The sequence below is a fragment of the Propionicimonas sp. genome (assembly GCF_049840635.1).
Taxonomy (GTDB): domain Bacteria; phylum Actinomycetota; class Actinomycetes; order Propionibacteriales; family Propionibacteriaceae; genus Propionicimonas.
Map to the genome: position 1 here is coordinate 2,544,975 of NZ_JASGKL010000005.1, position 24,629 is coordinate 2,569,603.

25 protein-coding genes are annotated in these 24,629 nt (G+C 72.1%); 18 read left to right on the plus strand and 7 right to left on the minus strand.

All coding sequences use genetic code 11. The annotated features are described in order from the left end of the window. Nucleotides 1-11: 11 nt before the first annotated feature. The 9 genes from tsaE to QM779_RS17410 all read left to right on the plus strand — a co-directional run bounded on the left by tsaE (nucleotide 12) and on the right by QM779_RS17410 (nucleotide 7,074). On the plus strand, nucleotides 12-962 hold the full coding sequence (gene tsaE / locus QM779_RS17370; protein ID WP_428537940.1) for a tRNA (adenosine(37)-N6)-threonylcarbamoyltransferase complex ATPase subunit type 1 TsaE: 951 nt from the start codon (nucleotides 12-14) through the stop codon (nucleotides 960-962). Next, on the plus strand, nucleotides 959-1,633 hold the full coding sequence (gene tsaB / locus QM779_RS17375) for a tRNA (adenosine(37)-N6)-threonylcarbamoyltransferase complex dimerization subunit type 1 TsaB (protein ID WP_428537943.1): 675 nt from the start codon (nucleotides 959-961) through the stop codon (nucleotides 1,631-1,633). Before tsaE ends, tsaB begins: the two co-directional genes overlap by 4 nt. Then, nucleotides 1,630-2,109, plus strand: a complete 480-nt coding sequence (gene rimI, locus QM779_RS17380; protein ID WP_428537946.1) for a ribosomal protein S18-alanine N-acetyltransferase — start codon at nucleotides 1,630-1,632, stop codon at nucleotides 2,107-2,109. The genes tsaB and rimI overlap by 4 nt, the downstream gene beginning before the upstream one ends. Beyond that, on the plus strand, nucleotides 2,106-3,167 hold the full coding sequence (gene tsaD, locus QM779_RS17385) for a tRNA (adenosine(37)-N6)-threonylcarbamoyltransferase complex transferase subunit TsaD (RefSeq protein WP_428537949.1): 1,062 nt from the start codon (nucleotides 2,106-2,108) through the stop codon (nucleotides 3,165-3,167). The genes rimI and tsaD overlap by 4 nt, the downstream gene beginning before the upstream one ends. Further along, nucleotides 3,167-3,697, plus strand: coding sequence for an NUDIX hydrolase (locus tag QM779_RS17390; protein ID WP_428537952.1), 531 nt, complete (start codon nucleotides 3,167-3,169; stop codon nucleotides 3,695-3,697). Before tsaD ends, QM779_RS17390 begins: the two co-directional genes overlap by 1 nt. A gap of 80 nt (nucleotides 3,698-3,777) precedes the next feature. Then, complete coding sequence (locus QM779_RS17395; RefSeq protein WP_428537955.1) at nucleotides 3,778-4,560, plus strand: prolipoprotein diacylglyceryl transferase; 783 nt, start codon at nucleotides 3,778-3,780, stop codon at nucleotides 4,558-4,560. Next, nucleotides 4,553-5,047: a hypothetical protein gene (locus QM779_RS17400; protein ID WP_428537958.1), complete on the plus strand. Its 495-nt coding sequence runs from the start codon at nucleotides 4,553-4,555 to the stop codon at nucleotides 5,045-5,047. The genes QM779_RS17395 and QM779_RS17400 overlap by 8 nt, the downstream gene beginning before the upstream one ends. Nucleotides 5,048-5,069: 22 nt before the next feature. After that, a complete protein-coding gene (locus QM779_RS17405; RefSeq protein ID WP_428537961.1) occupies nucleotides 5,070-6,731 on the plus strand; it encodes a radical SAM protein in 1,662 nt (553 codons plus the stop codon). Next, nucleotides 6,724-7,074: a hypothetical protein gene (locus QM779_RS17410; RefSeq protein WP_428537964.1), complete on the plus strand. Its 351-nt coding sequence runs from the start codon at nucleotides 6,724-6,726 to the stop codon at nucleotides 7,072-7,074. The genes QM779_RS17405 and QM779_RS17410 overlap by 8 nt, the downstream gene beginning before the upstream one ends. Before the next feature lie 4 nt (nucleotides 7,075-7,078). Here QM779_RS17410 and QM779_RS17415 read toward each other — a convergent pair whose 3' ends face one another. Next, the gene (locus tag QM779_RS17415; RefSeq protein WP_428537967.1) at nucleotides 7,079-7,402 is read right to left on the minus strand and encodes a hypothetical protein; all 324 of its coding nucleotides are present in this window, start codon (nucleotides 7,400-7,402) and stop codon (nucleotides 7,079-7,081) included. Between the two features lie 91 nt (nucleotides 7,403-7,493). Here QM779_RS17415 and QM779_RS17420 point away from each other — a divergent pair, with 91 nt between their 5' ends. From QM779_RS17420 to QM779_RS17440, 5 genes are all read left to right on the plus strand, one after another. After that, nucleotides 7,494-8,810 (plus strand): THUMP-like domain-containing protein, encoded by a 1,317-nt coding sequence (locus QM779_RS17420; protein ID WP_428537970.1) that lies wholly within the window; start codon nucleotides 7,494-7,496, stop codon nucleotides 8,808-8,810. A 149-nt stretch (nucleotides 8,811-8,959) separates the two neighbouring features. Beyond that, nucleotides 8,960-9,256: a co-chaperone GroES gene (gene groES, locus QM779_RS17425; RefSeq protein ID WP_331543862.1), complete on the plus strand. Its 297-nt coding sequence runs from the start codon at nucleotides 8,960-8,962 to the stop codon at nucleotides 9,254-9,256. Between the two features lie 12 nt (nucleotides 9,257-9,268). Beyond that, the gene (gene groL / locus QM779_RS17430) at nucleotides 9,269-10,873 is read left to right on the plus strand and encodes a chaperonin GroEL (protein ID WP_428537974.1); all 1,605 of its coding nucleotides are present in this window, start codon (nucleotides 9,269-9,271) and stop codon (nucleotides 10,871-10,873) included. Between the two features lie 130 nt (nucleotides 10,874-11,003). Continuing rightward, nucleotides 11,004-11,333 (plus strand): excalibur calcium-binding domain-containing protein, encoded by a 330-nt coding sequence (locus tag QM779_RS17435; protein WP_428537977.1) that lies wholly within the window; start codon nucleotides 11,004-11,006, stop codon nucleotides 11,331-11,333. A 96-nt stretch (nucleotides 11,334-11,429) separates the two neighbouring features. Further along, complete coding sequence (locus QM779_RS17440) at nucleotides 11,430-12,395, plus strand: sulfotransferase family protein (protein ID WP_428537980.1); 966 nt, start codon at nucleotides 11,430-11,432, stop codon at nucleotides 12,393-12,395. Nucleotides 12,396-12,488: 93 nt separating this feature from the next. Here QM779_RS17440 and QM779_RS17445 read toward each other — a convergent pair whose 3' ends face one another. Both QM779_RS17445 and QM779_RS17450 read right to left on the minus strand, forming a co-directional pair. Further along, on the minus strand, nucleotides 12,489-13,394 hold the full coding sequence (locus QM779_RS17445) for a hypothetical protein (protein WP_428537983.1): 906 nt from the start codon (nucleotides 13,392-13,394) through the stop codon (nucleotides 12,489-12,491). 9 nt (nucleotides 13,395-13,403) lie between these two features. Next, nucleotides 13,404-13,760, minus strand: a complete 357-nt coding sequence (locus tag QM779_RS17450) for a DUF3054 domain-containing protein (RefSeq protein ID WP_428537986.1) — start codon at nucleotides 13,758-13,760, stop codon at nucleotides 13,404-13,406. Nucleotides 13,761-13,872: 112 nt separating this feature from the next. Between QM779_RS17450 and QM779_RS17455 the strand changes: the two genes are divergently transcribed. From QM779_RS17455 to QM779_RS17470, 4 genes are read left to right on the plus strand one after another with little or no spacing between them, the layout of a single operon-like run. Then, a complete protein-coding gene (locus QM779_RS17455) occupies nucleotides 13,873-14,175 on the plus strand; it encodes a WXG100 family type VII secretion target (protein ID WP_428537989.1) in 303 nt (100 codons plus the stop codon). A gap of 22 nt (nucleotides 14,176-14,197) precedes the next feature. Continuing rightward, nucleotides 14,198-14,770 (plus strand): hypothetical protein, encoded by a 573-nt coding sequence (locus QM779_RS17460; protein ID WP_428537992.1) that lies wholly within the window; start codon nucleotides 14,198-14,200, stop codon nucleotides 14,768-14,770. Between the two features lie 13 nt (nucleotides 14,771-14,783). Continuing rightward, on the plus strand, nucleotides 14,784-15,104 hold the full coding sequence (locus QM779_RS17465) for a hypothetical protein (RefSeq protein WP_428537995.1): 321 nt from the start codon (nucleotides 14,784-14,786) through the stop codon (nucleotides 15,102-15,104). Between the two features lie 38 nt (nucleotides 15,105-15,142). Further along, entirely contained in the window at nucleotides 15,143-16,429 is a 1,287-nt protein-coding gene (locus QM779_RS17470) for a hypothetical protein (RefSeq protein ID WP_428537998.1), read from the plus strand. A 75-nt stretch (nucleotides 16,430-16,504) separates the two neighbouring features. On the opposite strand, the gene QM779_RS17475 is transcribed toward QM779_RS17470, so the two are convergent. The 4 genes from QM779_RS17475 to QM779_RS17490 all read right to left on the minus strand — a co-directional run bounded on the left by QM779_RS17475 (nucleotide 16,505) and on the right by QM779_RS17490 (nucleotide 24,628). Next, nucleotides 16,505-20,884, minus strand: coding sequence for an FtsK/SpoIIIE domain-containing protein (locus QM779_RS17475; protein ID WP_428538001.1), 4,380 nt, complete (start codon nucleotides 20,882-20,884; stop codon nucleotides 16,505-16,507). Between the two features lie 147 nt (nucleotides 20,885-21,031). After that, nucleotides 21,032-22,138: a GuaB3 family IMP dehydrogenase-related protein gene (locus QM779_RS17480; RefSeq protein WP_428538004.1), complete on the minus strand. Its 1,107-nt coding sequence runs from the start codon at nucleotides 22,136-22,138 to the stop codon at nucleotides 21,032-21,034. 19 nt (nucleotides 22,139-22,157) lie between these two features. After that, nucleotides 22,158-23,678 (minus strand): IMP dehydrogenase, encoded by a 1,521-nt coding sequence (guaB, locus tag QM779_RS17485; RefSeq protein ID WP_428538501.1) that lies wholly within the window; start codon nucleotides 23,676-23,678, stop codon nucleotides 22,158-22,160. A gap of 71 nt (nucleotides 23,679-23,749) precedes the next feature. Continuing rightward, nucleotides 23,750-24,628 (minus strand): TIGR01777 family oxidoreductase, encoded by an 879-nt coding sequence (locus QM779_RS17490; protein ID WP_428538007.1) that lies wholly within the window; start codon nucleotides 24,626-24,628, stop codon nucleotides 23,750-23,752. Between the last annotated feature and the right edge of the window lies 1 nt (nucleotide 24,629).

The following is a 24,629-nucleotide window of genomic DNA, read 5'->3' on the forward strand; positions in this document are numbered from 1 at the left end:
GGAGGTGGTCGATGAGTGTGCTCGCCGAGACCCTGCTCGGGGACGGTCGTGCGCTGCGCATCGTCGAACCCACCGCTGCCGACGCGGAGGCGATCTGCGGCCTGATCCGGGAGGCGTTCGGCAACCGTCCGGTGGTCGACCCGCCGCCGCCCGCGCTCTCCGAGACGCCCGAGGGTGTCATCGCTGCCCTCGCCGGCGGCTTCGGCGTCCTCGCCCTGGTCGACGACCAACCGGCCGGCGTCGTGATCGTGAGCGTGGACGGCCCGATGGCGGGCATCCACCGGGTCTCGGTCCGGCCGCAGTACCAGCGGCAGGGCATCGCGTCCGCCCTCGTCGAGGTGGCGATCGAGCTGCTCACGCTCCGTGGCACCTCCGGCGTCGAGCTGGTCGCCCGCGAGGAGTTCCCCCAGGTCGTCTCGTGGTGGCGTCGGCACGGCTTCGTCGAGGTCGCCCGCCAAGGCACCAGCCTCACCCTGGCCCGGCAGCTGCCCGTGCGGCTGGCCGCCCCGACCGCCGAGGACACCCAGGCCATCGGACGCCGCCTCGCCCGCGTCCTGCGTGCCGGCGACGTGGTGATCGCCTCCGGCGACCTCGGCGCGGGCAAGACTACGCTCACCCAGGGCATCGGCGCGGGGCTCGAGGTGGCCGGTTCGATCATCTCCCCGACCTTCGTGCTCTCCCGCGTGCACCCGTCCACCGTCGGTGGCCCCGCCCTCGTGCACGTGGACGCGTACCGCCTCGGCTCCGCCGCCGAGCTGGAGGACCTCGACCTGGACGTGTCCTTGGACGACTCGGTTACGCTCGTCGAATGGGGCGCCGGCGTGGCCGAGGGCCTCGCCGAGGACTACCTCGAGGTGGACATCCGCCGCACGCTGGATCCCGCCGACGACACCCGCTGGATCTTCCTGACCCCGATCGGTGAGCGCTGGACGTCCGTCCGCGCCGAACTGGAGGCACTGTGACGCCCACATCCGCGACCCCTGTCGTGCTGGGGATCGACACCGCGACCGACGTCCGCGCCGGAGTGGCGAGGAACGGCGTCGTGGCGTCCGCGGGCGTCGTCGCCGACCGGAGGGCGCACGCGGAGCAGCTCCTTCCGCTCGTTCAGCGGGTGCTCGCACAGGCGGACGCGAAGCCGGCCGACCTGACCGGGATCGTCGTCGGCGTCGGGCCGGGCCCGTTCACAGGGCTCCGGGTCGGGGTGGCCGCTGCGATCACCATGGCCGAGGCGCTCGGCGTTCCGGTCACGGGCGTGTGCAGCCTCGACGTCGTCGCCCTCGAGTGGGCCACTCGCGGGGACGCCCCCGCGGCGTTCGCCGTCGTCGCGGACGCCCGCCGCAAGGAGGTCTACTGGGCGCGCTACTCCGGCGACGGCACCCGCGTCGACGGCCCGTTCGTCACCGCCCCCTCCGACGTCCCCGACCTGCCGCTGGCCGGCCCCGGCGCCACCCTGACCGGACGCGAGTGCGTGGGCCCCGACGCCATCGACGCCGGGCTGATGGCCGCCTCCGCCGACCGGCTCGCCGACGCCGGCCTCGTCCCGCTCTACCTGCGGCGCCCGGACGCCGAGGTGCCCACCGCCCGCAAGTCGACCCTGCTGCAACCGCGGCTGGCCATGATGGGGAACCGATGATCATCACCCACGCCCGCGAGACCGACCTCGCCGACATCCTCGAGCTCGAACGCGCCGGCTTCGACGCGGCCGAGCAGTGGTCGGAGGCCGCCTGGGCAGAGGAGCTTGCCGCCCCCGACCGCTACGTCTTCGCCCGCCTCGACCGCGAAGCCCGCGTGATCGGCGTCGCCACCTTCAGCTGCGTGGCCGACATGGCCGACCTGCACCGCGTGGTCGTCCGGCCGGAGTTCCGCGGGCAGGGCGTCGCGGCGTCCCTGCTGCGGGCCGGCCTGGACTGGGCCGCCGCCGTCGGGGGCCGGCGGATGCTGCTGGAGGTGCGTCCCGACAACGAGGCCGCCGTCGCGCTGTACCGCAACCTCGGGTTCGCCCCGGTCACCACCCGCCGCGACTACTACGGCCCGGGCAGGGACGCCGTGGTCATGCTGCGCCACCTCGCGGTCGACGACGAGTGGGCGGTGGAGGTGGAGTCCGCATGAGCACCCCGCAGAGCACGTCCGAACCGCTGATCCTCGGCATCGAGTCCTCCTGCGACGAGACCGGCGTCGGCATCGTCCGCGGGCACGACCTGCTCGCCAACGAGGTCGCGTCCTCTGTCGAGGAGCACGTCCGCTTCGGTGGCGTCGTGCCCGAGGTGGCCAGCCGCGCTCACCTGCAGGCGATCGTTCCCGCACTGCACCGCGCGTGCGAGAAGGCGGACGTCGACCTGTCCGAGGTGGACGCGATCGCCGTCACCGCCGGACCCGGGCTGATGGGCGCGCTGGTCGTGGGCGTCGCCGCCGCGAAGGCCCTCGCCCTCGCCCTGGACAAGCCCCTCTACGGCGTGAACCACCTCGTCGGCCACGTCGCCGTCGACCTGCTCGACCACGGGCCGCTGCCCCAGCCGTGCGCGGCGCTGCTGGTCTCCGGCGGCCACACCTCGCTGCTGGCGGTCAACGACATCACCGGTGACATCGTCGAACTCGGGGCGACGATCGACGACGCCGCGGGCGAGGCGTACGACAAGGTCGCGCGCCTGCTGGGCCTGCCGTACCCCGGCGGTCCCGTCATCGACAGGGCCGCCGCGGAGGGTGACCCCACCGCGATCGCGTTCCCGCGCGGGCTGACGGCGCCCAAGGACCAGGCGAAGCACCGGTTCGACTACTCGTTCTCCGGGCTCAAGACCTCGGTCTCGCGCTGGGTGGAGACCCGGCGCAGGGACGGGCTGGACGTCCCGGTCGCCGACGTGGCCGCGTCCTTCCAGGAGGCGGTCTGCGACGTGCTGACCGCCAAGGCCGTGGACGCGTGCACCTACCTCGGCACGAACGACATCCTGCTCGGCGGGGGAGTGGCCGCGAACTCGCGGCTGCGCACGCTGCTGGAGGAGCGGACGGCCGCCGCCGGCATCACCCTGCGCCGGCCGCGTCCGGGACTGTGCACGGACAACGGCGCCATGATCGCCGCGCTCGGGGTCGAGGTGGTGAAGGCGGGCCTGCGTCCGTCCTCGCTGGACTTCGGCGCGAACTCCGGCCTGCCGGTCAGCACCGTCCTGGTCTGATGTTCACCCCCGTCATCGGCACCCTCGGCTACGTGCTCAGCACCGACGGCACCCGCGTCCTGCTCGTCCACCGGTCGCGGCAGGGTGACCAGCACGCCGGCAAGTGGAACGGCCTGGGCGGCAAGCTCGAGCCGGACGAGGACGTGTACACCTGCCTGTGCCGCGAACTCCGCGAGGAGGCCGGCATCGAGGTCACGTCCGCCCGCCTGCGCGGCACGATCTCGTGGCCGGGTTTCGGCGCCCCCACCTCCAGTCATCCCGGGCCCGACCCGGGATCTCCGACGGTTGCCGACGGCGAGGACTGGTTCGGCTTCGTCTTCCTGGTCGACGGCTGGACGGGGACGCCACCCGAGCGCAATGAGGACGGGCCGCTGGCCTGGCACGCGATCGACGAACTCGCCGCGTTGCCGATGTGGGAGGGCGACCGCTACTGGCTCCCGCTCGTCTTCGGCGACGGTCCGGCTTTCCACGGCGTGATGCCGTACGTGGACGGGCGTCCGGCGAGTTGGAGCTACACGACCGCACCGTGAGGCGGTCGGGCGCGTACGACTTCAGGTCTGGACCGGGCCGCCGGGGCCCGGGCGGGGCGTCAGGACACTAGCGTGTCTCCATGGTCGGGCTACCGCTGGCGGGCAACGGGGTCGTGCACGGGCTCCTGATGGGGCTCGGCATCGCGGCCGGCCTGCTGGTGTTCGCCGGGGAGATCCGGCGCCGCGGGCTTCGCGACGACCGGCTCTGGGTGATCGCAGGGACGAGCCTCGCGCTCGGCGCGGTGGCGTCCCGCGTGGGCACCTGGTGGCAGCAGCTCGACCCCAGCCAGAACGAGCCGATCCTCCAATGGTGGAACGACGGCAACCGCAGCATCCTCGCCGCCCTGGTCGGAGCGTGGATCGGTGTGTACGTGGGCAAGTGGATCACCGGCTACAAGCCGTCGACCGGCGACCTGTTCGCTCCCGCGGTCGCACTGGCGATGGCGATCGGACGGGTCGGCTGCCTGCTCACCGAGCTCCCCGGGCATCCCACCGGGGCCGGATGGGGCATCGTGCTGAGCCCGCAGCAGGCCGTGCTGGTGGGCGGTCCGGCGGGGGTGCCGCTGCACCCCACCTTCGCCTACGAGATCGCGTTCCAGGCCGCCGCCTTCGTCTGGCTGCGGCGGTATCGCGACCGGCTGGCGAAGCCCGGCGACCTGTTCATCTGCTACGTCGCCGGGTACGCGCTGTTCCGGTTCGCGGTCGAGTTCGTGCGCGCGAACGACCAGGTGTGGCTCGGGCTGACCCGGCCGCAGTGGTTCCTGCTCTGCATGCTTCCGGTGCTGACCTGGCGGATCAGCCGGATCTGGCGCGCGCGACAGTCCCGTCCGACTGTTGCCCTGATCGGAGGTCGAGATGACTGATGCACCGTCCGGACGGCCCGACTTCGAGCCGCCGGCCGGCCAGGATCCCACGCCGCCGGTCGACCCCGTCCCGGTACCGTCCCCGCCGATCGACCCACAGGCCGGCCCACCGCCGCTCGGCTACCCGCAGCCGGGGCAGTACCAGGGCCCGGCAGCTTCCCCGCCCGCCGCCTATCCGCGGGCGCAGCAGACCCGCAGCGGCGGCTCCGTCGTCATCGGGCTGGTCATCTCGCTGGTCTGCCTGGCCATCAGTGCCACTGCCCTGTTCGGCTACGGCGGTTCGTCGGAGATCGCGCGCCTGCTCACCAGCGTCGTGAGCACCTACCTGCCGTTCGTCCTCTTCGTGGTCGGGGTGGTGCTCGCCTCGCGTGCAAGGACCCGACGCACCGGAGCGGGCATCCTGATCGGCTTCGGAGCCGCCATCCTGATCGCCGGGGGGCTCTGCGTGGTCATCCTGATCCAGTTCCAGACCATGTACGGGCGCTGAGTCCGGAAAGGCTGCAGAAGACGTGACGAACTCCTCGCACACCCCGCTCGGGACGCGCACGCTGGGCCCCGGCCAGCCACTACGCGGCGACCGGATCCACAAGTACGTGACCGCGTACTGTCCGCAGTGCCACGACCCGGACGCGCCGCTGGCCGGCGTGCAGCGACTGTCCGGCATCCTCGTGATCCGGGACGAACGGGTGTGGCTGGAGCGCGCCTGCCGCGTCCACGGCATGGTGCGGACGCTCTACGACGAGAATCCGACCATCCTGCGCTACCTGGAGCAGTGGCAGGCGCCGACCAAGGTGCACGTGCCCGACCACGCCGACAACTTCCGTCCGATGCCGGAGGCGTTCGCCTACGGCCTGCCCGCCTTCCACACCCAGCACACCTGCATCCTGATCCAGGACGTCACCGAGCACTGCAATCTGCGCTGCCCGACCTGCTTCACCGCGTCCGGGCCCGCGCTCACCGGGGTGGCGCCGCTGGCGGACATCCTCGCGAACGTGGACGCGAAGCTGTCCCGCGAGGAGGGTCGGCTCGACGTGCTGATGCTGTCCGGGGGCGAACCGACGCTCTACCCGCGGCTGCCCGAACTGCTCGCCGAACTGGTCGAGCGTCCGATCGTGCGGATCATGGTGAACACCAACGGGCTGCTGATCGCCCAGGACGACGACCTGCTGGCCCTGCTGAAGAGCCACCGGGAGCGGCTGGAGGTCTACCTGCAGTACGACGGGCCGTCGGCGGAGGCTTCGACCTTCCACCGGGGAGCGGACCTGACCCGGTTCAAGGAGGCGGCGATCGCCCGGCTGAGCGAGGCGGGAATCTTCACCACGCTGGTCATGACCGCAGCGCTGGGGGTGAACGACGACGACATCGGTGCTGTCGTGCTCAAGGCGCTGGACACCCCGTTCGTCGGCGGGGTGGCGATCCAGCCGGTGTTCGGTTCGGGACGCAACCACGGCATCGACCCGATGGACCGGCTCACCCACACCGGTGTCCTGGCCCGGCTCGGACCGCAGACGGACGGGGTGGTGCAGTGGCACGACCTCACCGCCCTGCCGTGCTCGCACCCACACTGTTCCTCGGTCGGGTACCTGCTGAAGGACGACGCGGGCGTCTGGCGCTCGCTGACTGCGCTGGTGGGGCACGACGAGTTGCTGCGCTGGCTCGATCTCGACCCCGAGCATCTTGCGAATCGGGTGGCCGATCGCGAGCTGCCCGCCCAACTGCGCGAGCTGGTGAAGAACTCCATGCTCGACCTGCTCAGCGAGCAGGCGGCCCTGACCAACCCACGCACCGGTCAGCTGTGGCGCAACATCTGCACGCAGTGCGACCTGGGGATCTCCACCCTGGCGACCCTCGCGTCCAGCAAGTTGCCCGGTGGAGAGCAACGGATGCGCAACCTGCTCGCCGAGCGCGTGAAGCGGATCACGGTGAAGCCGTTCCAGGACATCTCGACGATGCTGGAGGAACGGCTCACCCAGTGCTGCGTGCACGTCGGGACGTTCAGCGACGACGGCGACCCCCAGTGCGCACCGTTCTGTGCGGTGCAGGCCTGGGGTCCGTTGGGCCGCCAGCGCGCGAGCACCTCCCGGGGCCACGGGACACTCCCCGTCCCGGTCCGGCCCGGCCGGCTGGTCGAGCCTGTCGAGACCGCACAGGGGAGCGCCAGCCATGAGTGAGACACCGGAGGAGGCAGCGTCCCGGATCGCGAGGGGGCCGGCCCCGTCCTCGCTCATTCCGGACGGGGCAGCGGGAGCACCCGCCGACGCTGCGAAACCGTTCGACCCGCTGCGGCTGTGCATCTTCGCCACGATCGCGCTGCTCGGCTGGCTGTTCGGGCCGCTGGCTGTGCTGGTCTTCGCCGCCGTCGGCTTCGCCGGCTACTGGAGGGCGCGGCGGGCCGGCCTGACCCGGTCCCGGTGCTACCTCCGCGACACCAGGCTGGTGCTGACCTACCTCTTCCTGCTGGCCGCAGCCGGAGCCTGGGGCCTGGTCGTGCTGGTCCAGCGCTGGCTGGCCTGAGTTTTCAGGTGGTCGGTCCCGGATCGCTCGCCCCGCGCAGCCGTTCCTCCACCCGGGTCTCGACCAGGTCGTCCAGCTTCTTCTGGGACGGACTGAGCCTTCCGGGCAGGCCGAGGCCCAGGCCGAGCAGCAGCCCGGCGCCGAGGACGATGCCGGAGATGATCAGAAGGTTCGGGCGCGGGTCGCGAAGGTCGGTGTCGGTGGAGTACCGGGTCGCGATCTCCCAGATCACCTTCAGTTCGACGTTCATCGCCATGAACAGCATCACCCCGGCCGTCGCGGCAGCGACCAGACCGAGCACGAGAAGGATGACCTTGAGTACCTTCATGGCCGCAGGATAGGCCACGCACAGCCTGGTTGTGGGGAGCCGGCGCAGCCCGCGCGGGTCCGGACGCGGAGGATTGCGTAGGTTTTCTCCCGTGGACGCCGAACTCGCACGCTGGCTGGTCTCGGACGAGGCCGCGCCGGCGCTGGACGAGGCCGCCGCGCAGGCCGACCCCTCCTCGCTGGCCGCGGCGACGGCGCTGCGCCGCCACTGGCCCGCCGACCGGGCGGCCGCTGCGCTCGGCCAGGTCGAACTGCGGCGCAGGGCGGTGGGCAAGTTCGGTGAGCGCGCTGCGTCGCTGTTCCTGACCAGGGACGGCCTCGAGCAGGCCACCCGCGCCGACGTGGCGCGCTGGCGGGCCGCCCGGTTCGCCGCCGCGGGCGTGCGCGAGGTCGTCGATCTCGGCTGCGGCCTCGGCGCCGACTCGCTCGCTTTCCTCGACGCCGGGATCGCTGTGGTCGCCGTGGACGCCGACCCCGCCACCGCCGTGTTCGCCGAGGCGAACCTGCGGGCTGCGGTCGGCGCCCGAGAGATCCCGGGTCAGGCCCGGGATGACAGAAGCGGGGCCCGGGATGACAGAAGTGGCGCCCGGGATGACAGCGCCACCCCACCCTGTCATCCCGGCGAAGGCCGGGATCTCCGCTTCGGAGACCGTCAGCGTCCGACGGTGCTGTGCGGCGACGCCGTCGAACTCGCCGACGGCCTGCTCGCGGACGGCGCCGCCGTGTTCCTCGACCCGGCCCGGCGCACGGCGTCCGGTCGCACCTGGCGGGTCGCCGACTTCTCCCCGCCCTGGGACGTGGCGACCGGCCTGCTGGACGGGCGGACCGGCTGCCTCAAGGCCGCGCCCGGGCTGCCGTCCCCGCTCATCCCGGACGGCGTGGCGGCCACCTGGGTGAGCCACCGTGGCGACCTCGTCGAGGCCTCGCTGTGGTCGGGCGCATGGGAGCCCGGATCGAGGACGGCCGTGCTGCTCCCCGCCGGCGACGAGCTGGACGCGGGGGAGCGTCGGGACCCGCCGGTGGGCGACGTCGGCGGCTTCCTCCACGAACCCGACCCCGCGGTGATCAGGGCCTGTGGCGTCGGCGTCCTCGCCGAGCGGCTGGACGCCAGGGCGCCGCGTCCCGGCATCGCCTACCTGTTCACGGACAGCCCCGTCCGAACCCCGTTCGCGACCACGTTCGAGGTCCTGGACGTGCTCCCCGCCGACGATCGGGCCCTGCGCGCGTGGGTGCGGGAGTCCGGGGTCGGGATCCTGGAGATCAAGGTGCGCGGGCTGGACGTCGACCCGGCCGTGCTGCGGCGGCGGCTGAAGCCGCGCGGGCCCGCGTCCGCCACGCTGGTGCTCACCCCGACGGCCGAGGGCGCCCGCGCCCTGGTGGCACGCCGGGCTTCTTGGCACTCGGCTTGAACGAGTGCTAAGCCCGCGATAGATTCGGAGTTAGCACTCGCAGTACGAGGGTGCCAACGAAAGGCCTCTGGTGGCACCGCGACGACGCCGAGGCGCAGAACCTGACCACACAGGGCGAAACCCGCCCACTTCTACGAAAGGGTTTTGACGTGGCAGTCACGATCAAGCCGCTCGAGGACCGCATCCTGGTCCAGCCGCTCGAGGCCGAGCAGACCACCGCTTCCGGGCTGGTCATCCCCGACACCGCCAAGGAGAAGCCGCAGGAGGGCAAGGTGCTCGCCACCGGCCCGGGTCGCATCGACGACAACGGCAACCGCGTTCCGCTCGATGTCGCCGAGGGTGACGTCGTCATCTTCAGCAAGTACGGCGGCACCGAGGTCAAGTACGACGGGCAGGAGTACCTGCTCCTCAACGCCCGCGACATCCTCGCCGTCGTCACCAAGTAAGGACACCGATCCATGCCGAAGATCCTCCAGTTTGACGAGGAGGCCCGCCGCTCGCTCGAGCGTGGCGTCGACACCCTCGCCAACGCCGTGAAGGTCACGCTGGGCCCGAAGGGACGCTACGTCGTCCTGGACAAGAAGTGGGGCGCACCGACCATCACCAACGACGGCGTCACCGTGGCGAAGGAGGTCGAGCTCTCGGACCCGTTCGAGAACCTCGGCGCCCAGCTCGCCAAGGAGGTCGCCACCAAGACCAACGACGTGGCCGGTGACGGCACCACCACGGCGACCGTGCTCGCCCAGGCGCTCGTCCACGAGGGCCTGCGCGCGGTCGCGTCCGGCGCCAGCCCGATCGGCCTCAAGCGGGGCATCGACGCGGCGGTCCAGGCCGTCGAGGCCGAGCTCAAGCGGCTCGCCCGCGACGTCGAGACCACCGACGACATGGCCCACGTCGCCACCATCTCCGCCCGTGACGAGCAGATCGGCGCCCTGATCGCCGACGCGTTCGACAAGGTCGGCAAGGACGGCGTGATCACCGTCGACGAGTCCAACACCTTCGGCACCGAGCTGGAGTTCACCGAGGGCATGCAGTTCGACAAGGGCTACCTGTCCCCGTACTTCGTGACGGACCCGGAGCGCATGGAGGCCGTCCTCGAGGATCCCTACATCCTGATCAACCAGGGCAAGATCTCCTCGATGAACGACCTGCTCCCGCTGCTGGAGAAGGTCATCGGCGCCGGTGGCACCCTGTTCATCGTTGCCGAGGACGTGGACGGCGAGGCCCTGAGCACCCTCGTGGTGAACAAGATCAAGGGCACCTTCACCTCGCTCGCGGTCAAGGCCCCGGCCTTCGGTGACCGTCGCAAGGCCATGCTGGAGGACATCGCGATCCTCACCGGTGGCCGCGTCGTGGCCCCCGAGATCGGCCTCAAGCTCGACCAGGTCGGCCTGGACGTGCTGGGTCGCGCCCGCCGCATCGTGGTGACGAAGGACAACACCACGATCGTCGAGGGTGCCGGCTCCGCCGAGGAGGTCGCCGGTCGCGTCGCGCAGCTGCGCGCCGAGATCGAGCGCACCGATTCGGACTGGGACCGCGAGAAGCTGCAGGAGCGGGTCGCCAAGCTCGCCGGCGGCGTCTGCGTGATCAAGGTCGGCGCCGCCACCGAGGTGGAGCTCAAGGAGAAGAAGCACCGGATCGAGGACGCGGTGTCCGCGACCCGTGCGGCCATCGAGGAGGGCATCGTCGCCGGTGGCGGCTCCGCCCTCGTCCACGCCGCCCGCGTGCTGTCCGACGGCCTGGGACTGGCCGGCGACGAGAAGACCGGCGTGGCCATCGTGGCCAAGGCGGTCGGCGAGCCGCTGCGCTGGATCGCGGAGAACGGCGGCGAGCCGGGCTACGTGATCGTCCACAAGGTCTCCGAGATGGAGCCGGGCAACGGCTACAACGCGGCGACCGGCGAGTACGGCGACCTGGTCGGCTCGGGCGTCATCGACCCGGTCAAGGTCACCCGCTCGGCGCTGGCCAACGCGGCGTCCATCGCGGCCCTGCTGCTCACCACCGAGACCTCGGTGGTCGACAAGCCGGCCGAGGACGAGGACGAGCACGGCCACAGCCACTGAGCTGAGCCTGACCACGGCGGCCCCCACCCGGAAGGGTGGGGGCCGCCCTGCGTCCGGGCGAAGTGCCTGCGGCGGGGTGAACCCGGCGATATCCTCTTTTGAGGAAATCAGACCCAGCCCAGGAGTAGCCGTGCGCCGCACCGTCCCCCTCGCCCTCGCCGCCTTCGTCGCGGCGTTCGCCATCGTCCCGGCCGCGTCGATCGAGGCCGCGGCTGCTGCGCCCACGCTCGCCACGACGACCGTGGTGACGCCAATGGCCGTGAAGGCCTCGACCTTCAAGAACTGCACCAAGCTGAACAAGGTCTACCCGCACGGTGTCGGGAAGAAGGGGGCCAAGGACAAGACCAGCGGCACCCCGGTGACGAACTTCAAGCACAGCACGGCGCTGTACAAGAAGGCGATGAAGCACAACAAGGGCCTCGACCGCGACAAGGACGGCATCGCCTGCGAGAAGGCCTGAGCCCTGAGGCCTGAGGGCCTGGCCTGTCCGGCGTCTCTTGCGAATTCATACTGAGATAGTAGGAATGGACGGGTTCGCTGGTCCTAGCATCGGCGCATGGCGAACCGACGCCCACCCCGCCCCGACGCCCTGCTGATCGGGGCTCCGAAGGCCGGCACCAGCGCGCTCCATGCCGCGCTGGCGCTGCACCCGGACGTGTTCTCCTCGCGTCCCAAGGAGCCCAAGTACTACCTCTGTGCCGACGCGCCGCCCCCGGCCTATTGCGGCCCGGGGGACGCGCACAGCCAGCGCGAGTGGATCTGGCGCCGCGAGGACTACGAGCGCCTCTTCGAGCCCGCCCGGGACGACCAGGTGCGGATCGAGTCGACCCCCTTCTACCTGTACCTGCGCAACGCGCGGCTGCGGATCGCGGAGGAACTGCCCGAGGCCCGGCTGATCGTCGTCGTCCGCGACCCGGTCGACCGCGCGTACTCCAACTGGATGCACCTGTGGTCGGACGGGTTGGAGCCCGAGGCCGACTTCCTGGCCGCCTTCGCGAAGGAGGATGAACGGGTCCGGGCGGGGTGGGCGCCCTTCTGGCACTACCGACGACTGGGCCTCTACGGACGCCAGCTCGAGGACCTGTACCGGCACGTCGACCCTGAGCGCGTCTTCGTCCTGCGGTACGCGGAGCTGGTCAGGGAGCCGGCGATCACGCTGGACCGGGTGTGCGCGTTCCTCGGTCTGACGCAGGGCGTGGTGGCGGGCATCCCCTCGGACAACTCCCGCCCGTACGTCGCGCCCGGTCCGGCGACAACGGTGTGGGCGCGGACGGTGCGCGCCGGCGCGGCGCTCGGCGCCTTCTTCCCGCCCCAGGTGTGGAGGCGGGCCAGCGCACCGTTGATCGGGCTGCGCCAGGCCCGGGGCGCGGCCACACGTCCCCACCTCGACCCGTCCGACCGTTCTCGTCTGGTCGAGCAGTTCTCCGACGACATCGGCCTGCTCGAGCAGCTCACCGGCAAGGACTTCAGCGACTGGCGCCGCGACCAGAGCGCCGGCTCCTTCGCCGCCCGCGCTCGCTGACGTGCGGTCAGGTGCGTGTGGGGGTGAACGGTCCCTGAGGAGCGAGCGCAGCGAGCGTCACGAAGGGCCGCCGGGCCCGGCCCGCCGAGGTCCTCAGTGGGCGAGGGACGTCAGGAGGTCGTGGGCGCCGTCGGGGCGGGCGGCCTCGAAGTAGAAGCGGGTCGAGCCGTCGGGGAGGGGGACGGCTGCGGCGTAGCGGAGCGCGCCGTCGGACGCGGGGGACGTCGCCACTGGGCCATCGCCCATCGGGTGCAGCCGGACGTCGCCGGGGGCGGACGCCTCGGCCAGGCCCGTCCGCTCGAACCAGTTGCTCGCCGCATCCGGACGGCCGTCGTACAGCACCTGCACAGGGTTCAGCGACAACGCGGTCGTCACCCTGGTGCCCCGGGCGTCCCAGCCCTCACCTTCCGGCGCGAGGGCCACGCCGCGGTCCGTCCAGGCGAGGCCGTCGTCGCTGGTCAGGTAGCGGGTCGTCATCCGGTCCTCCGCACCCGGCGTGTCCAGCGGATGGCAGCACAGCCACAGGTGCCACGCGTCCCCGTCCCTGACCACCACCGGGTCCTTGACACCCACCTCGTCGCTCCCGGGCAGGACGACCGTCCGCGTCCCTTCGGCGAAGCCCTCCGGGGTGGCTGCGTCGATCGCTTCCACCCACCAGTGCTTCGAGCCGGGTGTCGCGCAGGACACGTAGATCCGCCACCGCCCGTCGGCGAGGTGGGCCAGGGCGGGCCGTTCGAACGAGTCGGCGCCGAAGCTCTCCCTGTGCAGCTCGCACACCGTCTCGAAGGCCACACCGTCTCTCGATCGGGCGACCACCGTGGTGACGCCGCGTCCGGACGTCAGTGGACGGCGCACCCGGTAGGCCAGCCAGAAGGTGCCGTCCACGAGGATCGCGGCCGGCGCCCCGGCCCAGTTCCCCGGCCCGGAATCCGGTGCGGGCACCACGACGTCGGCACCGTCGAGGCTCGGCAGGGCGGGGGAGGAGAGCTGTAGCGTCACGCCACCAGCCTAGGGCGTGCCCTCCGCGGAGTCCGTGAGCTGGGTGCGCAGCACCGCCCGCCAGCCGATCAGGAAGAGCGCAAGCGTGAGTGCGGTGACGACCACGAACCCCGGCTGCACGCCGGCGCCGCTCACGAACCGGAGCAGGGTGCCGCCCGCGACGGTGATCGCCCACACCGTCAGGCCCTGCACCCACCAACGGCCCTCGCGCCACGTCGCGACCAGCGAACCGACGGTCGCGGCCATCACGAAGGGCCAGGCGGTCGCGCCGAGCATCGACAGGTCCTCGCCGTGGCTCAACCGCCCGATGGCGGCGAACAGGAAGACCAGGACGATGTCGTAGGTGAGCGCCCGCAGGACCCGCATGCGGCGAACACTACCGCCCGCCACTCTCCGGGACCCCGAAAATCGCTGTGCTAGCCTGCGAGGCACCGGGCCCCGGCCCACCCCAATGATGTCAACGGAAGGACCGCCAGCAATGTCGTCCAACACCTACGGCTACACCCCCGAGCAGATGGACACCATCGGCAAGCAGCTGGTGGCGATTAAGGGCGAGATCGACGGCAAGATCACCGAGGCACAGAACGCCGTGAACGGGCTGATCGGCTCCGGCTTCACCACCGCCGTCGCCTCCGGCGCCTACTCCGAGCAGTTCCAGGCGCTGTCCACCGGCCTCAAGCAGGTCTCCGACAACATGGAGCCGCTGGGCAAGTTCCTCAGCCAGTACGCGCAGGCCGTCGTCGAGATGGACAACCAGATGGGCAGCGCGCTCCGCGGCTGAGTCCTTCGCCCAACCCGGCGCCGTGAACAGGTCGGCCCCGTGGGGCGCAGTGGTCGTCGGTGTCGGCGCGCTGGTGCTCATCCTCGTCCGCGTCCTCCAGGGGGCCTGGACGGTTCCCCTGGTCGTGGGGATCGGCGTCGTCGGCTCGCTCGGCGCCCTCCTGCTGTGGTGGCTGTGGGACCGCAGGGTCTTCGCCCGCTGCATCGGTGTGGTCCTGGCAAGTGACGAGTGGGACCTGGTCCTGGGTGGCTACCTGGTCGATGCCGAACTCCAGAACGTGGGTGTGGCCAGGCCGCCGCGCGGGGAGGTCGTGCTGGCGGCCGGAAGACCGGGGTTGCGGTTGTTCGATCCCCGCCGGACCGATGCCGCGCCGGTGCTCGCCCTGCGCTGGGAGGACGTGATCGACATCGCGCCCGGGTCGGGGGCGTTCCTCGGCCAGACCCAGCCGGGGGTGGCCGTCTCGACGATGTTCGGACGGGTGGTCCTCGTCCTCCGCACCGACGAGGGTCGGGGAATAATGTCGGTGGGGACGCCGCAGACCGCTCTGGTCATCGACCGGCTGCGGCACCTGCGCCCCAACGCGAGATTCGAATGAGACGGGAGAAGGCATGACGCTGATCGTCGAGGTGGACGCGATCCGGACGATGGGGAACGACCTCAAGTCCGTGGCCGCGGAGTTCGACGGCGCCAACGCCAACTCCGACGCGATCGCGGACGCGGTCGGCCACCCCGGTCTCGCCGACACCGTCCGTGACTTCGCCCATGGCTGGGACGACACCCGCGGGAAGATGGTCGACGCGATGAACGCCCTGGGGGACGCCGCGATCACGGTCGCGGACAACTGGGTCGACCTCGACCAGCAGGGGGCGGACGCGCTCACGAGCACCGGCCAGCAGCCCCCCGGCTCGAACTCGCCCAGGGCGGAGTGATCCCGAGGCCCCGCCCGAGCGGCGGAGAGGAGCTCCCGGTGCGAGCCACCGAACCCGCCCGCGCCCTCGGCCTGGGCGACCTGCCCGGAGGTGCCGGCGCGGCCGCCTCGCTGATCACGACGCCACCTGCGGAGGGGACCCCGGGCGGCCGCATGGTCGGGGGCACTGTGGAGACCAACTCCGACCTCATCTTCCGGCTGCTCGACCCGGAGGGCACGGGCTCGCTCGGAGACGCCCGCGCGGCCGTGCTCCGGGGCGCCGTCCCGGTGGCGCCGCTGCCAGAGCTGGGCTCGCCCCGGCTCGCTGCCGCGTTGGCGGCCGATGACCTGCCCTCCGTCCTGGAGGCGCTCGCCCACGACGTCGTGGTCGTGCCGGCGCTGCTCTCCGGCGGCGGCCTGGAGGCGTGCGCATTCGCCGACGAGGCGGACGCCGCCCCCGACTTGCACGTGTTCTCGTCAGCGGAGGCCTTCGCCCGCTTCCCCACCGGGATGAACGAGCGGCTGTTCGTGGTCCGACCGGGCGCGGCACTGGTCGAGTTCGCCTCCGCGCACGCGTCCGACCTCGCCCGGGTCGTGTTCGACGCGGCGGGACCCCGGCCGCTCGAGCTCCCCGCCGACCTCTTCCGGGCGATCCTCGACGTGCCCGCCGACGACCCCGGGAGCGGGCCCGCCGCGGAGCCCGGGGGCGAGGTCGTCGGGTTCGCCCTGCCGCTGGACGGCCATTGGGCGACGATCGACCTGACCGCGGACGAGGCGTCGCGGCGGGGCCGGATCAAGGAACTGGTGAAGGACCAGACCAGGGTGCTCTCCGACCGCGGGGCCGCGCTGCGCCACGACATGCGGGAGTGGCTGGGTCGCTCGACCGCGCAGGCCGCGTCCGCCGGGGGGCGCCAGTACGCGTTCCTGGTCGCCCGCACCAGCGAGGCGGCTGCTGCGGTGAGCGTGGTGACCTACTGGCACGACCTCGGGCCCGGCGTCGGCGGGGTGGACCCCCTCGACGGAGTGGCAGGGAGCCTGCTCGCCCACGCCGGCGAGGCGGACGAACTCGTCCGGCTCCGGGTCGACGGCGATCAGGTGCTGCGGCACAGCCGGGTGCGCGCCGGCGAGCCGGACCTCGGTGGCAGCGACGTCCCCGTGCTCCTGGTGGACTACTGGATCGGCGTGCCTGGTCCGCGTCCCAGCGCCGTCGCCCACGTGGCCTTCTCCACCCCGCACCTGGACGCGGGGGACGCGATCACGGCCCTGGCCGACACCCTCGTGCTGCAGGGACGGTGGATCGCGGCGGCGAAGGACGACCGGCAGTGGTCCGAGCAGGGATCGCTGTAGGGGCTCGTCGTGCACCGTTTCTGCCCGAGTTCGGTCAACAACGGTGCACCGTGTCCAGGGTTCTGGCTGGTGGAGCTAGTCGGGCAGGGGTACCTGCACGGTCCACTGCTTGCCTGCGCGGACGTAGACGCCGCGGCCCGGGGGGTAGTCGCTGCGCTTGACCCGCGGCAGCGGCATCCGGAACAGGATGTCGCCGTCGGCGGAGTCGGGCTGCATGACCAGGCCGTGGCGGCTGTTCCGCACCTCGGAGATGATCGGCCACCCCGAGCCCCACGCCGAGGTGTCCTGCTCGGCGACGACGAGGTGTCCATTGCGGCGGGCCGCTTTCAGGACGTCGAGCAGCGGGGTCTCGACCGGCGTCCCCACGAACTCCCCGATGCCCTCGAAGAAGAGCACCAGGCCCGGCTCGACCTCGCCGTCAGCGGGAACGGCGACCAGGGGCTTCAGGGTGGCAGCCAGCGCCGCGATCGCGTCCTGGTCGGTCGCCACCTGAGTCCACAGCGGCTCGGAGTGCACGGTCGAGCGCCGCGGGCCGACGTAGTAGAGGGGCAGCAGCGGACGCCAACGGTGCAGCGCGTGCGCGACCGCCCGCAGCGCTGTCGTGCGGCCGGAACCCGGCAGGCCGGCGATCAGGAACGCGCCCTGCGCGGGGAAGCTCACCGGGGCGAGCTCCGCCTCGCCGAGCCCCAGCACGGGCAGGCCGTCCACGCTGTCCGGCAGTTCGGACTGCCGGACGAGGCCGGGCAGCCGGCCCACCTGCGGGGCCGGCGGGACGCCCTGGCCGGTCAGCCACTCGCCCAGCTTGTCGATCGTGGCGGACTGGTTCGCCGGGGTGGCCGAGCCGCCCGGCACGGCGACCTGCACCTCGTTGGCCTCGCCGGAGAAGACCCCGCGGCCGGGGGGCGCGGACGTGAGCACGTCCTTGGGCACGTTCAGGCCGGCGTAGGCGTTCTCGTCGGCCTGGCGCAGCACCAGCCGACGCTGCACGCTCGCACCCACGACGGGCGGGAGGGCGTTGGGACGCTCGGCGGCGATGGCGACATGGATGCCGACGCCCCTGCCCTCGGTGAGCAGGCGTCCGAACCGGGCGTAGGTGGCCGAGGACGTGAAGGTCGTCTCGTACTCGTCGCGGAACGCGGCGAACCCGTCCAGCAGGACCAGGATCCGCGGCTCGTCGCCGCGTCCGGCGTGGCCGCGGTACTCCTGGAGGGAGCCCGCCCTGGCTGCGGCGAAGCGGGCTGCGCGGTCGTCGAGCGTCTCGACGAGACGACGCAGCAGCCGGTCGGTCCGTTCTCGATCGGCCCCGTCGATGATTCCTCCGACTGTCGGCAGTGACTCCAGCATCGACAGTCCCGCCGTGCCGAAGTCGAGCCCGTAGACGTGGGTGGGCTCGGCGCGGGTCTGGAAGGCGGCGGCGAAGGCCAGGGAACGGAGCACGGTGGACTTGCCCGAGCCGCTGACGCCGAACACGGCGAGGTTGCCCTCGGTCTCCGGGCTCCAGGCGACCGGGTGCTGGGCCTGGTGCTGCGGGTCGTCGGCCACGCCGAGCAGCAGCGGGAAGCCCGACGCGCGTCCGGCTGTCCCGGACAGCAGCTCCTCCAGCCGGTAGGCGGTGTCCAGCTCGGGAAGCCACGGCTTGCGGGGCGCGGGCAGGGCGCACCTCCGGGCCGCCTCGCCGATCCGGGCGACCACCCGGGCGATGTCGGTGGGACCCTCCTCCGCCACAGCGGACGCGGGCCGTGCCGTCGGGATCTCCCACGGAATCCCCGCACCGAACGCCATGGTCTCGATCTCGATCCGCGCCGGCTCGGGTTCGGTGGACGTCCACCCGCCCACGTAGCCCGTCTGGAACAGGGAGATCCGTCCCGGACCGGTGCGGACGGCGGCACGGCCGGGGACGCGGGGGTCGAACTCCGCGGCGAGCGGGGAGTCGATCACGTCGACCGAGTCCGACTCGTCGGCCATCCGCAGGGCGATCCGCAGCGCGGTGTTCGCCCGCAGGTTGCCACGGATGACGCCGGCCGGCCGCTGGGTGGCCAGGATCAGGTGGAGGCCGAGCGAGCGGCCACGCTGCGCGACGTCCACGACGCCGTCGACGAACTCGGGGACCTCGGTGACCAGTGCGGCGAACTCGTCCACCACGATCACCAGCGACGGCGGGCAGTCGGGGTCACCGGTCCGCTCGAGGGAGGCGAGGTCCTTGGCGTTCTTCTGGTTCAGGAGGTGCTCGCGGTAGCGCAGCTCGGCCCGCAGGGAGGTCAGCGCGCGCCGGACCAGGTGCGGGGAGAGGTCGGTGACGAGCCCGACGCTGTGCGGAAGGTTCACGCAGTCGGCGAAGGCCGACCCGCCCTTGTAGTCGACGAACAGGAACGTGACGCGCCGGGGACTGTGGCCGGCTGCCATCGCCAGCACCCACGTCTGCAGGAACTCCGACTTGCCCGCGCCGCTGGTGCCCCCGACGAGGGCGTGCGGGCCCTGCGCGCGGAGGTCGAGGGAGAGCTCGCCCATCGAGCCGTGGCCGACGAGGGCCCGGAGGTTCGCTGTGCCCCGGACGGCGGCGCTGCCGACCGAGCCGCCCTCCGTCCACCGCTCCACGGTCACCCCGGCGTCCGTCGCGAGCGCGTTCCCGGCCATCCCGAGGAACGACACCGTCCGCGGGATGCTGGACTGGTCGAGCACGGGTGCGCCGGCGTCGAGGACCGGAGCGAGCTGGCGGGCGAGGGCTCCGGCACGTTCTGCCGACAGCGGCTCGACGCGGCTGATCGCCGCCGTGCGGGTCTCCTTCACGAAGCCCGCGGTGGTTGTCTTGGCGACGTCGTCGTTGACGAGGTAGGCGTGGCAGGCCGCGGGCAGCTGCTCGTGCCGATCCGCCAGCCAGAGCAGGTGGACGCCGACGGCGGGCCCGTCCTCGGCCAGGCTGACCAGGCGGCCGCGCTCGACGGGGGCGTCGTCCTCGACGAGGAGCACCACGGCCGGCACCGATCCCTTCGCCTCCCTGCGAGCGGCGACGAGTTCCTCCAGCCCGGTGACCAGGGCCTGCACCGTGCCGGGGGCGGACCCGAGGTGGGGACCGTGGAGCGGGGAGTGGGCGGAGCCGACGTGCGGCAGCCACATCAGCCACTCCCAGCGCGCGGAGCTCTCCGAGCCGGCGATCGCCGCGACCACGAGCTCGGCGGGGGAGTGGAGGCAGGCGAGCTGGGCCACGAGCGTTCGGGCGACCGGCACCAGCCACTCGGGGACTCCTGCGACGCCCAGGTTCCCGCTCTCCCGCAGGTGGGCGACGATCGGGACGTCGTCGACGAACTCCGCGCGGGCGCGCAGTTCCTCCAGCGCCGCCCAGTCCTCCGCGCCGGTCTCGCCACGCTCGGGGAGGGTGAACAGGTTGCGGGACGCGGTCCGCCCGTAGCCGAGGTTGAGGGCGAGGAAGTCGTCGGACTCGGGCCGCCGGTACCACAGGTCGGGGTTGCGCTCCTCGGCGGCGGCGAGCACGGCGTCGAGGGCGGGCACCTCCGCGCACCGGGCGGCCTGCTCGGCGCGGGCCGCCTCGTCCAGTTCGGCGGACAGCGTGGCGAGGTCCTCTCCGAACCGCTCCCGGGAGGCCTTCCGGCTCTTGCCGTCGGTCCAGCGGCGGTCGAGCCAGGTGCCGATCGCGATCAGCGGGCTCAGCGCGACGAAGACGATGCTGAGCAGGTTCTGGGTGAACGCGTACAGCACCGCGCCCATCACCAGTGGGGCGGCCATTGCGATCAGCGGGAACCGGCCGGGGTTCGGACGCCCCGGCGGCTTCGGCGCCTGGAAGGTGCGGCCCTCGTAGCGGACGCGGACCAGTGGTGAGCGGTTGAAGTCAGGGTCGAAACCGGCCCTGCCCTGTGCCTCCGGCGCGGTCAGCCGGACGGTGAACTCGGTGTCGCCGACCCTGGCGACGTCCCGGGGGCCGAGCACGCGCGCCTCGACCGCGTCGCCGTCGACGAGCACACCGTTGGCGGAGTTGACGTCGATGACCTCGACCACCTCGGTGACGTTCACGCGGGCGTGCCTGCGGGACACCAGCGGGTCGCTCAGCATCACGTCGCAGCCGCTCTGGCGCCCGACCACGTTGGGTCCGGGATAGAGCGGGAAGGTCCTGCCCGTGTCCGGGCCGCGCACGACCCGGAGTTCGGCGACCGCCGCGGTGTGCGGCACGCCTTCGGCGTCCGTCCACTGCACGACCCGGACGCGCTGGCCCGAGCGCAGGCCCGCCTCGGGAAGCAGGGCACGAGGGGGAAGCACCCCCTTGCCCCCGTCGTCGGCTCCCAGCACCTGGAGGGTGAGCCCGGCGTCCGCCGGCGTGGGCAGGTGCAGCTGGTCCGCCCTGATCGCGACTGCGACGTCCGCCACCGTCGCTGTGGCCTCGGCGGTGATGGCGACGGCACGGAACCCGCCGTCCGCCTGGCGGAGTTCAAGCTTCAGCTTCACGAGGCCGCCGATCCTTCCCGCAGCAGCTGTAGTTCAATGTCCCACAGCGGTGGGGCGCTCGGCTTCCGGGGCATGCACGCCTCCAGTTCGCCGGGGGTGATCGCGTGGTAGCTGCACCCTACCGGGCGCGGAGGGGAACGTCCGGGGTCAGGAGTGGACGACGACCTCGACCCGCTGGAACTCCTTCACGTCGGAGTACCCGGTCGTGGCCAGCGCCCTGCGCAGGGCGCCGACGAGGTTCATCGTGCCGTCGGCGACGTGGGACGGACCGAGCAGGACCTCCTCGAAGCTGCCCACGGCCCCGAATTTCACCCGCTCACCGCGCGGGAGCGTGGCGTGCCATGCCTCAGGGCCCCAGTGGTAGCCGTGGCCGGGCGCCTCGGTGGCCCTCGCCAGCGGGGTGCCGACCATCACCGCGTCCGCGCCGCAGGCGATCGCCTTGGCGATGTCGCCGGAGCGACCGAGCGCGCCGTCGGCGATCACGTGCACGTAGCGGCCGCCCGACTCGTCGAGGTAGTCCCGGCGCGCCTCGGCGACGTCGGCCAGCGCGGAGGCCATCGGCACCTCGACGCCCAGCACGTTGCGGGTGCGCTTGGTCGCCCCGCCGCCGAAGCCGACCAGGACGCCGGCCGCGCCGGTGCGCATCAGGTGCAGCGAGGACTGGTAGGTCGCGCAGCCGCCCACGATCACGGGGACGTCCAGCTCGTAGATGAACTTCTTCAGGTTGAGCGGCTCGGACACGGTCGAGACGTGCTCGGCCGAGACGGTGGTGCCGCGGATCACGAAGAAGTCGACACCGGCCTTCTCGACCACGCTCGCGTACTCCGCGCAGGTCTGCGGGGACAGCGAGCCGGCCACCGGGACGCCCGCTTCCCTGATCTCCCGCATCCGCTCGGTGATCAGTTCGGCCTTGATCGGCTCGGCGTAGATCTCCTGCATGCGCCGGGTGGCCGCGACCTGGTCCTCGATCGCGGCGAGCTCCTCCAGCAGCGGCTCGGGCTCGGCGTAGCGCGTCCACAGCCCCTCGAGGTTCAGCACGCCCAGGCCGCCGAGCTTCCCCATCGCGATCGCGGTGACCGGCGACATCACGGAGTCCATCGGTGCGGCGACGATCGGGAAGTCGAAGGTGAGGGCGTCGATCTTCCAGGCGAGGTTCACCTCCTCGATGCCGCGGGTGCGCCGGGTCGGGACGATGGCGATGTCGTCGAACCCGTAGACGGGCAGGGCACGCTTGGAACGGCCGATCTCGATCATGGTGGTTGAGCTCCCTTGCTCAGGAGTGCGCGGTGTAGTTGGGGGCCTCGATGGTCATCTGGATGTCGTGCGGGTGCGACTCCCTCAGGCCTGCGGCGGTGATCCGGACGAAGCGGCCCTTGGCGTGCAGCTCGTCGATGGTGCCCGCGCCGGTGTAGAACATCGACTGCCGCAGGCCTCCGACGAGCTGGTACGCGACGGCGGCGAGCGGGCCGCGGTAGGCGACCTGGCCCTCGATGCCCTCGGGCACGAGCTTGTCGTCGCTGGTCACGTCGCCCTGGAAGTAGCGGTCCTTGGAGTAGGACGCCTTGCGGCCGCGGGCGGCCATCGCGCCCAGCGACCCCATGCCGCGGTACGACTTGTACTGCTTGCCGTTGATGAACACCAGTTCGCCGGGGCTCTCCTCGCAGCCGGCGAGCAGTGAGCCGAGCATCACGGTGTCGGCGCCGGCGACGAGCGCCTTGGCGATGTCACCGGAGTACTGCAGGCCGCCGTCACCGATCACGGGGACGCCGGCAGGGCGGCAGGCCTGGGCGGCCTCCCAGATCGCGGTGACCTGGGGGACGCCGACGCCGGCGACCACGCGGGTCGTGCAGATCGAGCCGGGCCCGACGCCGACCTTCACCCCGTCCACGCCGGCCTCAACCAGCGCCTTCGCGCCGGCGTAGGTGGCGATGTTCCCGCCGATGATGTCGACCTCCGCGGCGGCCGGCTCGGCCTTCAGCCTGCGGATCATGTCGAGCACGCCCTGGGAGTGGCCGTGCGCGGTGTCCACGATGATCGCGTCCACCCCCGCGTCCACGAGCATCATCGCGCGCTCCCACGCGTCCCCGAAGAAGCCGATCGCCGCGCCGACGCGCAGGCGTCCCTGCGGGTCCTTGCTGGCCAGCGGGTACTTGTCGGACTTCACGTAGTCCTTCAGCGTGATCAGGCCGCGCAGCCGGCCGTCCCCGTCGACGAGCGGCAGCTTCTCGATCTTGTGCTTCGCGAGCAGCTGGAGGGCCTCCTCCGCGCTGATCCCCGGCCAGCCGGTGACCAGCGGCATCGGGGTCATCACCTCGCCGACCGGACGGTTCGGGTCGTCCTCGAAGCGCATGTCGCGGTTGGTCACGATGCCGAGCAGCTTGAGGTCGGAGTCCACGACGGGCACCCCGGAGATCCGGAAGTGGCCGCACAGCTCGTCGACCTCGCCGATCGTCGCGTCCAGGGTGGTGGTGATCGGCTGGTCGACCATTCCGGCCTCGGACCGCTTCACCCGGTCGACCTGGCTGGCCTGGTCCTCGGCGGACATGTTGCGGTGCAGGATGCCCATCCCGCCCTCGCGGGCCATGGCGATCGCCATTCGGGACTCGGTGACGGTGTCCATCGCCGCGCTCACCAGCGGGAGCCGCAACTCGATCCGCTTGCTGATCCGGGTGGTGGTGTCGGCCGCGGACGGGATCACGTCGCTCTCGTTGGGCTGGAGCAGCACGTCGTCGAAGGTGAGGCCGAGCGGAGCGAAGGGCTCCGGGACGCCCGACGGAGTGAGCGGGAGGGTCAACAGGTCCCCAATCGTCGTCAGCACGGTGGAGTGGACATTCTATCCCGGCCGCGACGTCTCCCCGGCCGCGGTCAGCCGAGCGCGGCGAGCGCCTTGGTGACCCGCGGGTGCTCGAACTCGAAGCCGGCGTCCAGCAGCCGGGCCGGGCGGATGCGCTGGCTGGCCAGGAGCGCGTCGGTGACGAACTCGCGCCCGAAGATCGCTCCGACGGCGGTCAGGGGGAGCGGCATCGGCGTGGGCCGGTGCAGGTGGCGTCCGAAGGCACGGGTGAACTCGGCGTTGCTCACCGGGTTCGGGCCGACCAGGTTCACGGGGCCGGTGAGGTCGGACGCGAGCAGGAACTCCATCGCGCGGACGTGGTCGGCGAGGCTGATCCAGGACAGGAACTGGCGGCCGTTTCCCACCCGCCCACCGAGGCCGAGGGCGAAGATCGGCCACTGCAGGGCGAGGTAGCCCCCCTCCCTGGCCAGCACGTGCCCGGTCCGCAGCACCGCCGTCGGGACCGGCGAGTGGGCGGCGGCGGCCTCCCAGTCGGCGACGACCTCGGCCAGGAAGCCGCGTCCGACCGGCATGGACTCGTCGACGATCTCGGTGCCCGTGTTGCCGTAGTAGCCGATCGCGGACGCGTTCAGCAGACGCTGGCAGCGTCCGCCCGGCGCCAGCGACGTGACGATCGTCAGGGTGGACGTGATCCGGGAGCGGCGGATCTCGACCTTGCGGTCCTTCGTCCAGCGAGCGCCCGCGATCGGGGCACCGGAGAGGTTCACGACCGCGTCCACGTCGTCCAGGCCGGGGCCGTCGATGCGTCCGGCGTCCGGGTCCCAGCGGCGCTGGCCGGAGCCGGTGACGTCGCCGCGGACGAGCCGGACCACCTCGTGGCCGCCCGCCACCAACCGGCGTGACAGCGCGGTGCCGAGCAGGCCCGAACTTCCTCCGATCGCTACGCGCATG

Bases quoted from the DNA above. Each gene is read 5' to 3' on its own strand.
- QM779_RS17465 (WP_428537995.1), top strand. From the start codon at position 14,784: ATGACGCTGATCGTCGAGGTGGACGCGATCCGGACGATGGGGAACGAC.
- QM779_RS17490 (WP_428538007.1), bottom strand. From the start codon at position 24,628: ATGCGCGTAGCGATCGGAGGAAGTTCGGGCCTGCTCGGCACCGCGCTG.
- QM779_RS17450 (WP_428537986.1), bottom strand. From the start codon at position 13,760: ATGCGGGTCCTGCGGGCGCTCACCTACGACATCGTCCTGGTCTTCCTG.
- QM779_RS17410 (WP_428537964.1), top strand. From the start codon at position 6,724: ATGAGTGAGACACCGGAGGAGGCAGCGTCCCGGATCGCGAGGGGGCCG.
- QM779_RS17400 (WP_428537958.1), top strand. From the start codon at position 4,553: ATGACTGATGCACCGTCCGGACGGCCCGACTTCGAGCCGCCGGCCGGC.
- QM779_RS17415 (WP_428537967.1), bottom strand. From the start codon at position 7,402: ATGAAGGTACTCAAGGTCATCCTTCTCGTGCTCGGTCTGGTCGCTGCC.
- QM779_RS17395 (WP_428537955.1), top strand. From the start codon at position 3,778: ATGGTCGGGCTACCGCTGGCGGGCAACGGGGTCGTGCACGGGCTCCTG.
- tsaE (WP_428537940.1), top strand. From the start codon at position 12: ATGAGTGTGCTCGCCGAGACCCTGCTCGGGGACGGTCGTGCGCTGCGC.
- QM779_RS17440 (WP_428537980.1), top strand. From the start codon at position 11,430: ATGGCGAACCGACGCCCACCCCGCCCCGACGCCCTGCTGATCGGGGCT.
- tsaD (WP_428537949.1), top strand. From the start codon at position 2,106: ATGAGCACCCCGCAGAGCACGTCCGAACCGCTGATCCTCGGCATCGAG.
- rimI (WP_428537946.1), top strand. From the start codon at position 1,630: ATGATCATCACCCACGCCCGCGAGACCGACCTCGCCGACATCCTCGAG.
- QM779_RS17480 (WP_428538004.1), bottom strand. From the start codon at position 22,138: ATGATCGAGATCGGCCGTTCCAAGCGTGCCCTGCCCGTCTACGGGTTC.
- QM779_RS17455 (WP_428537989.1), top strand. From the start codon at position 13,873: ATGTCGTCCAACACCTACGGCTACACCCCCGAGCAGATGGACACCATC.
- groL (WP_428537974.1), top strand. From the start codon at position 9,269: ATGCCGAAGATCCTCCAGTTTGACGAGGAGGCCCGCCGCTCGCTCGAG.
- QM779_RS17390 (WP_428537952.1), top strand. From the start codon at position 3,167: ATGTTCACCCCCGTCATCGGCACCCTCGGCTACGTGCTCAGCACCGAC.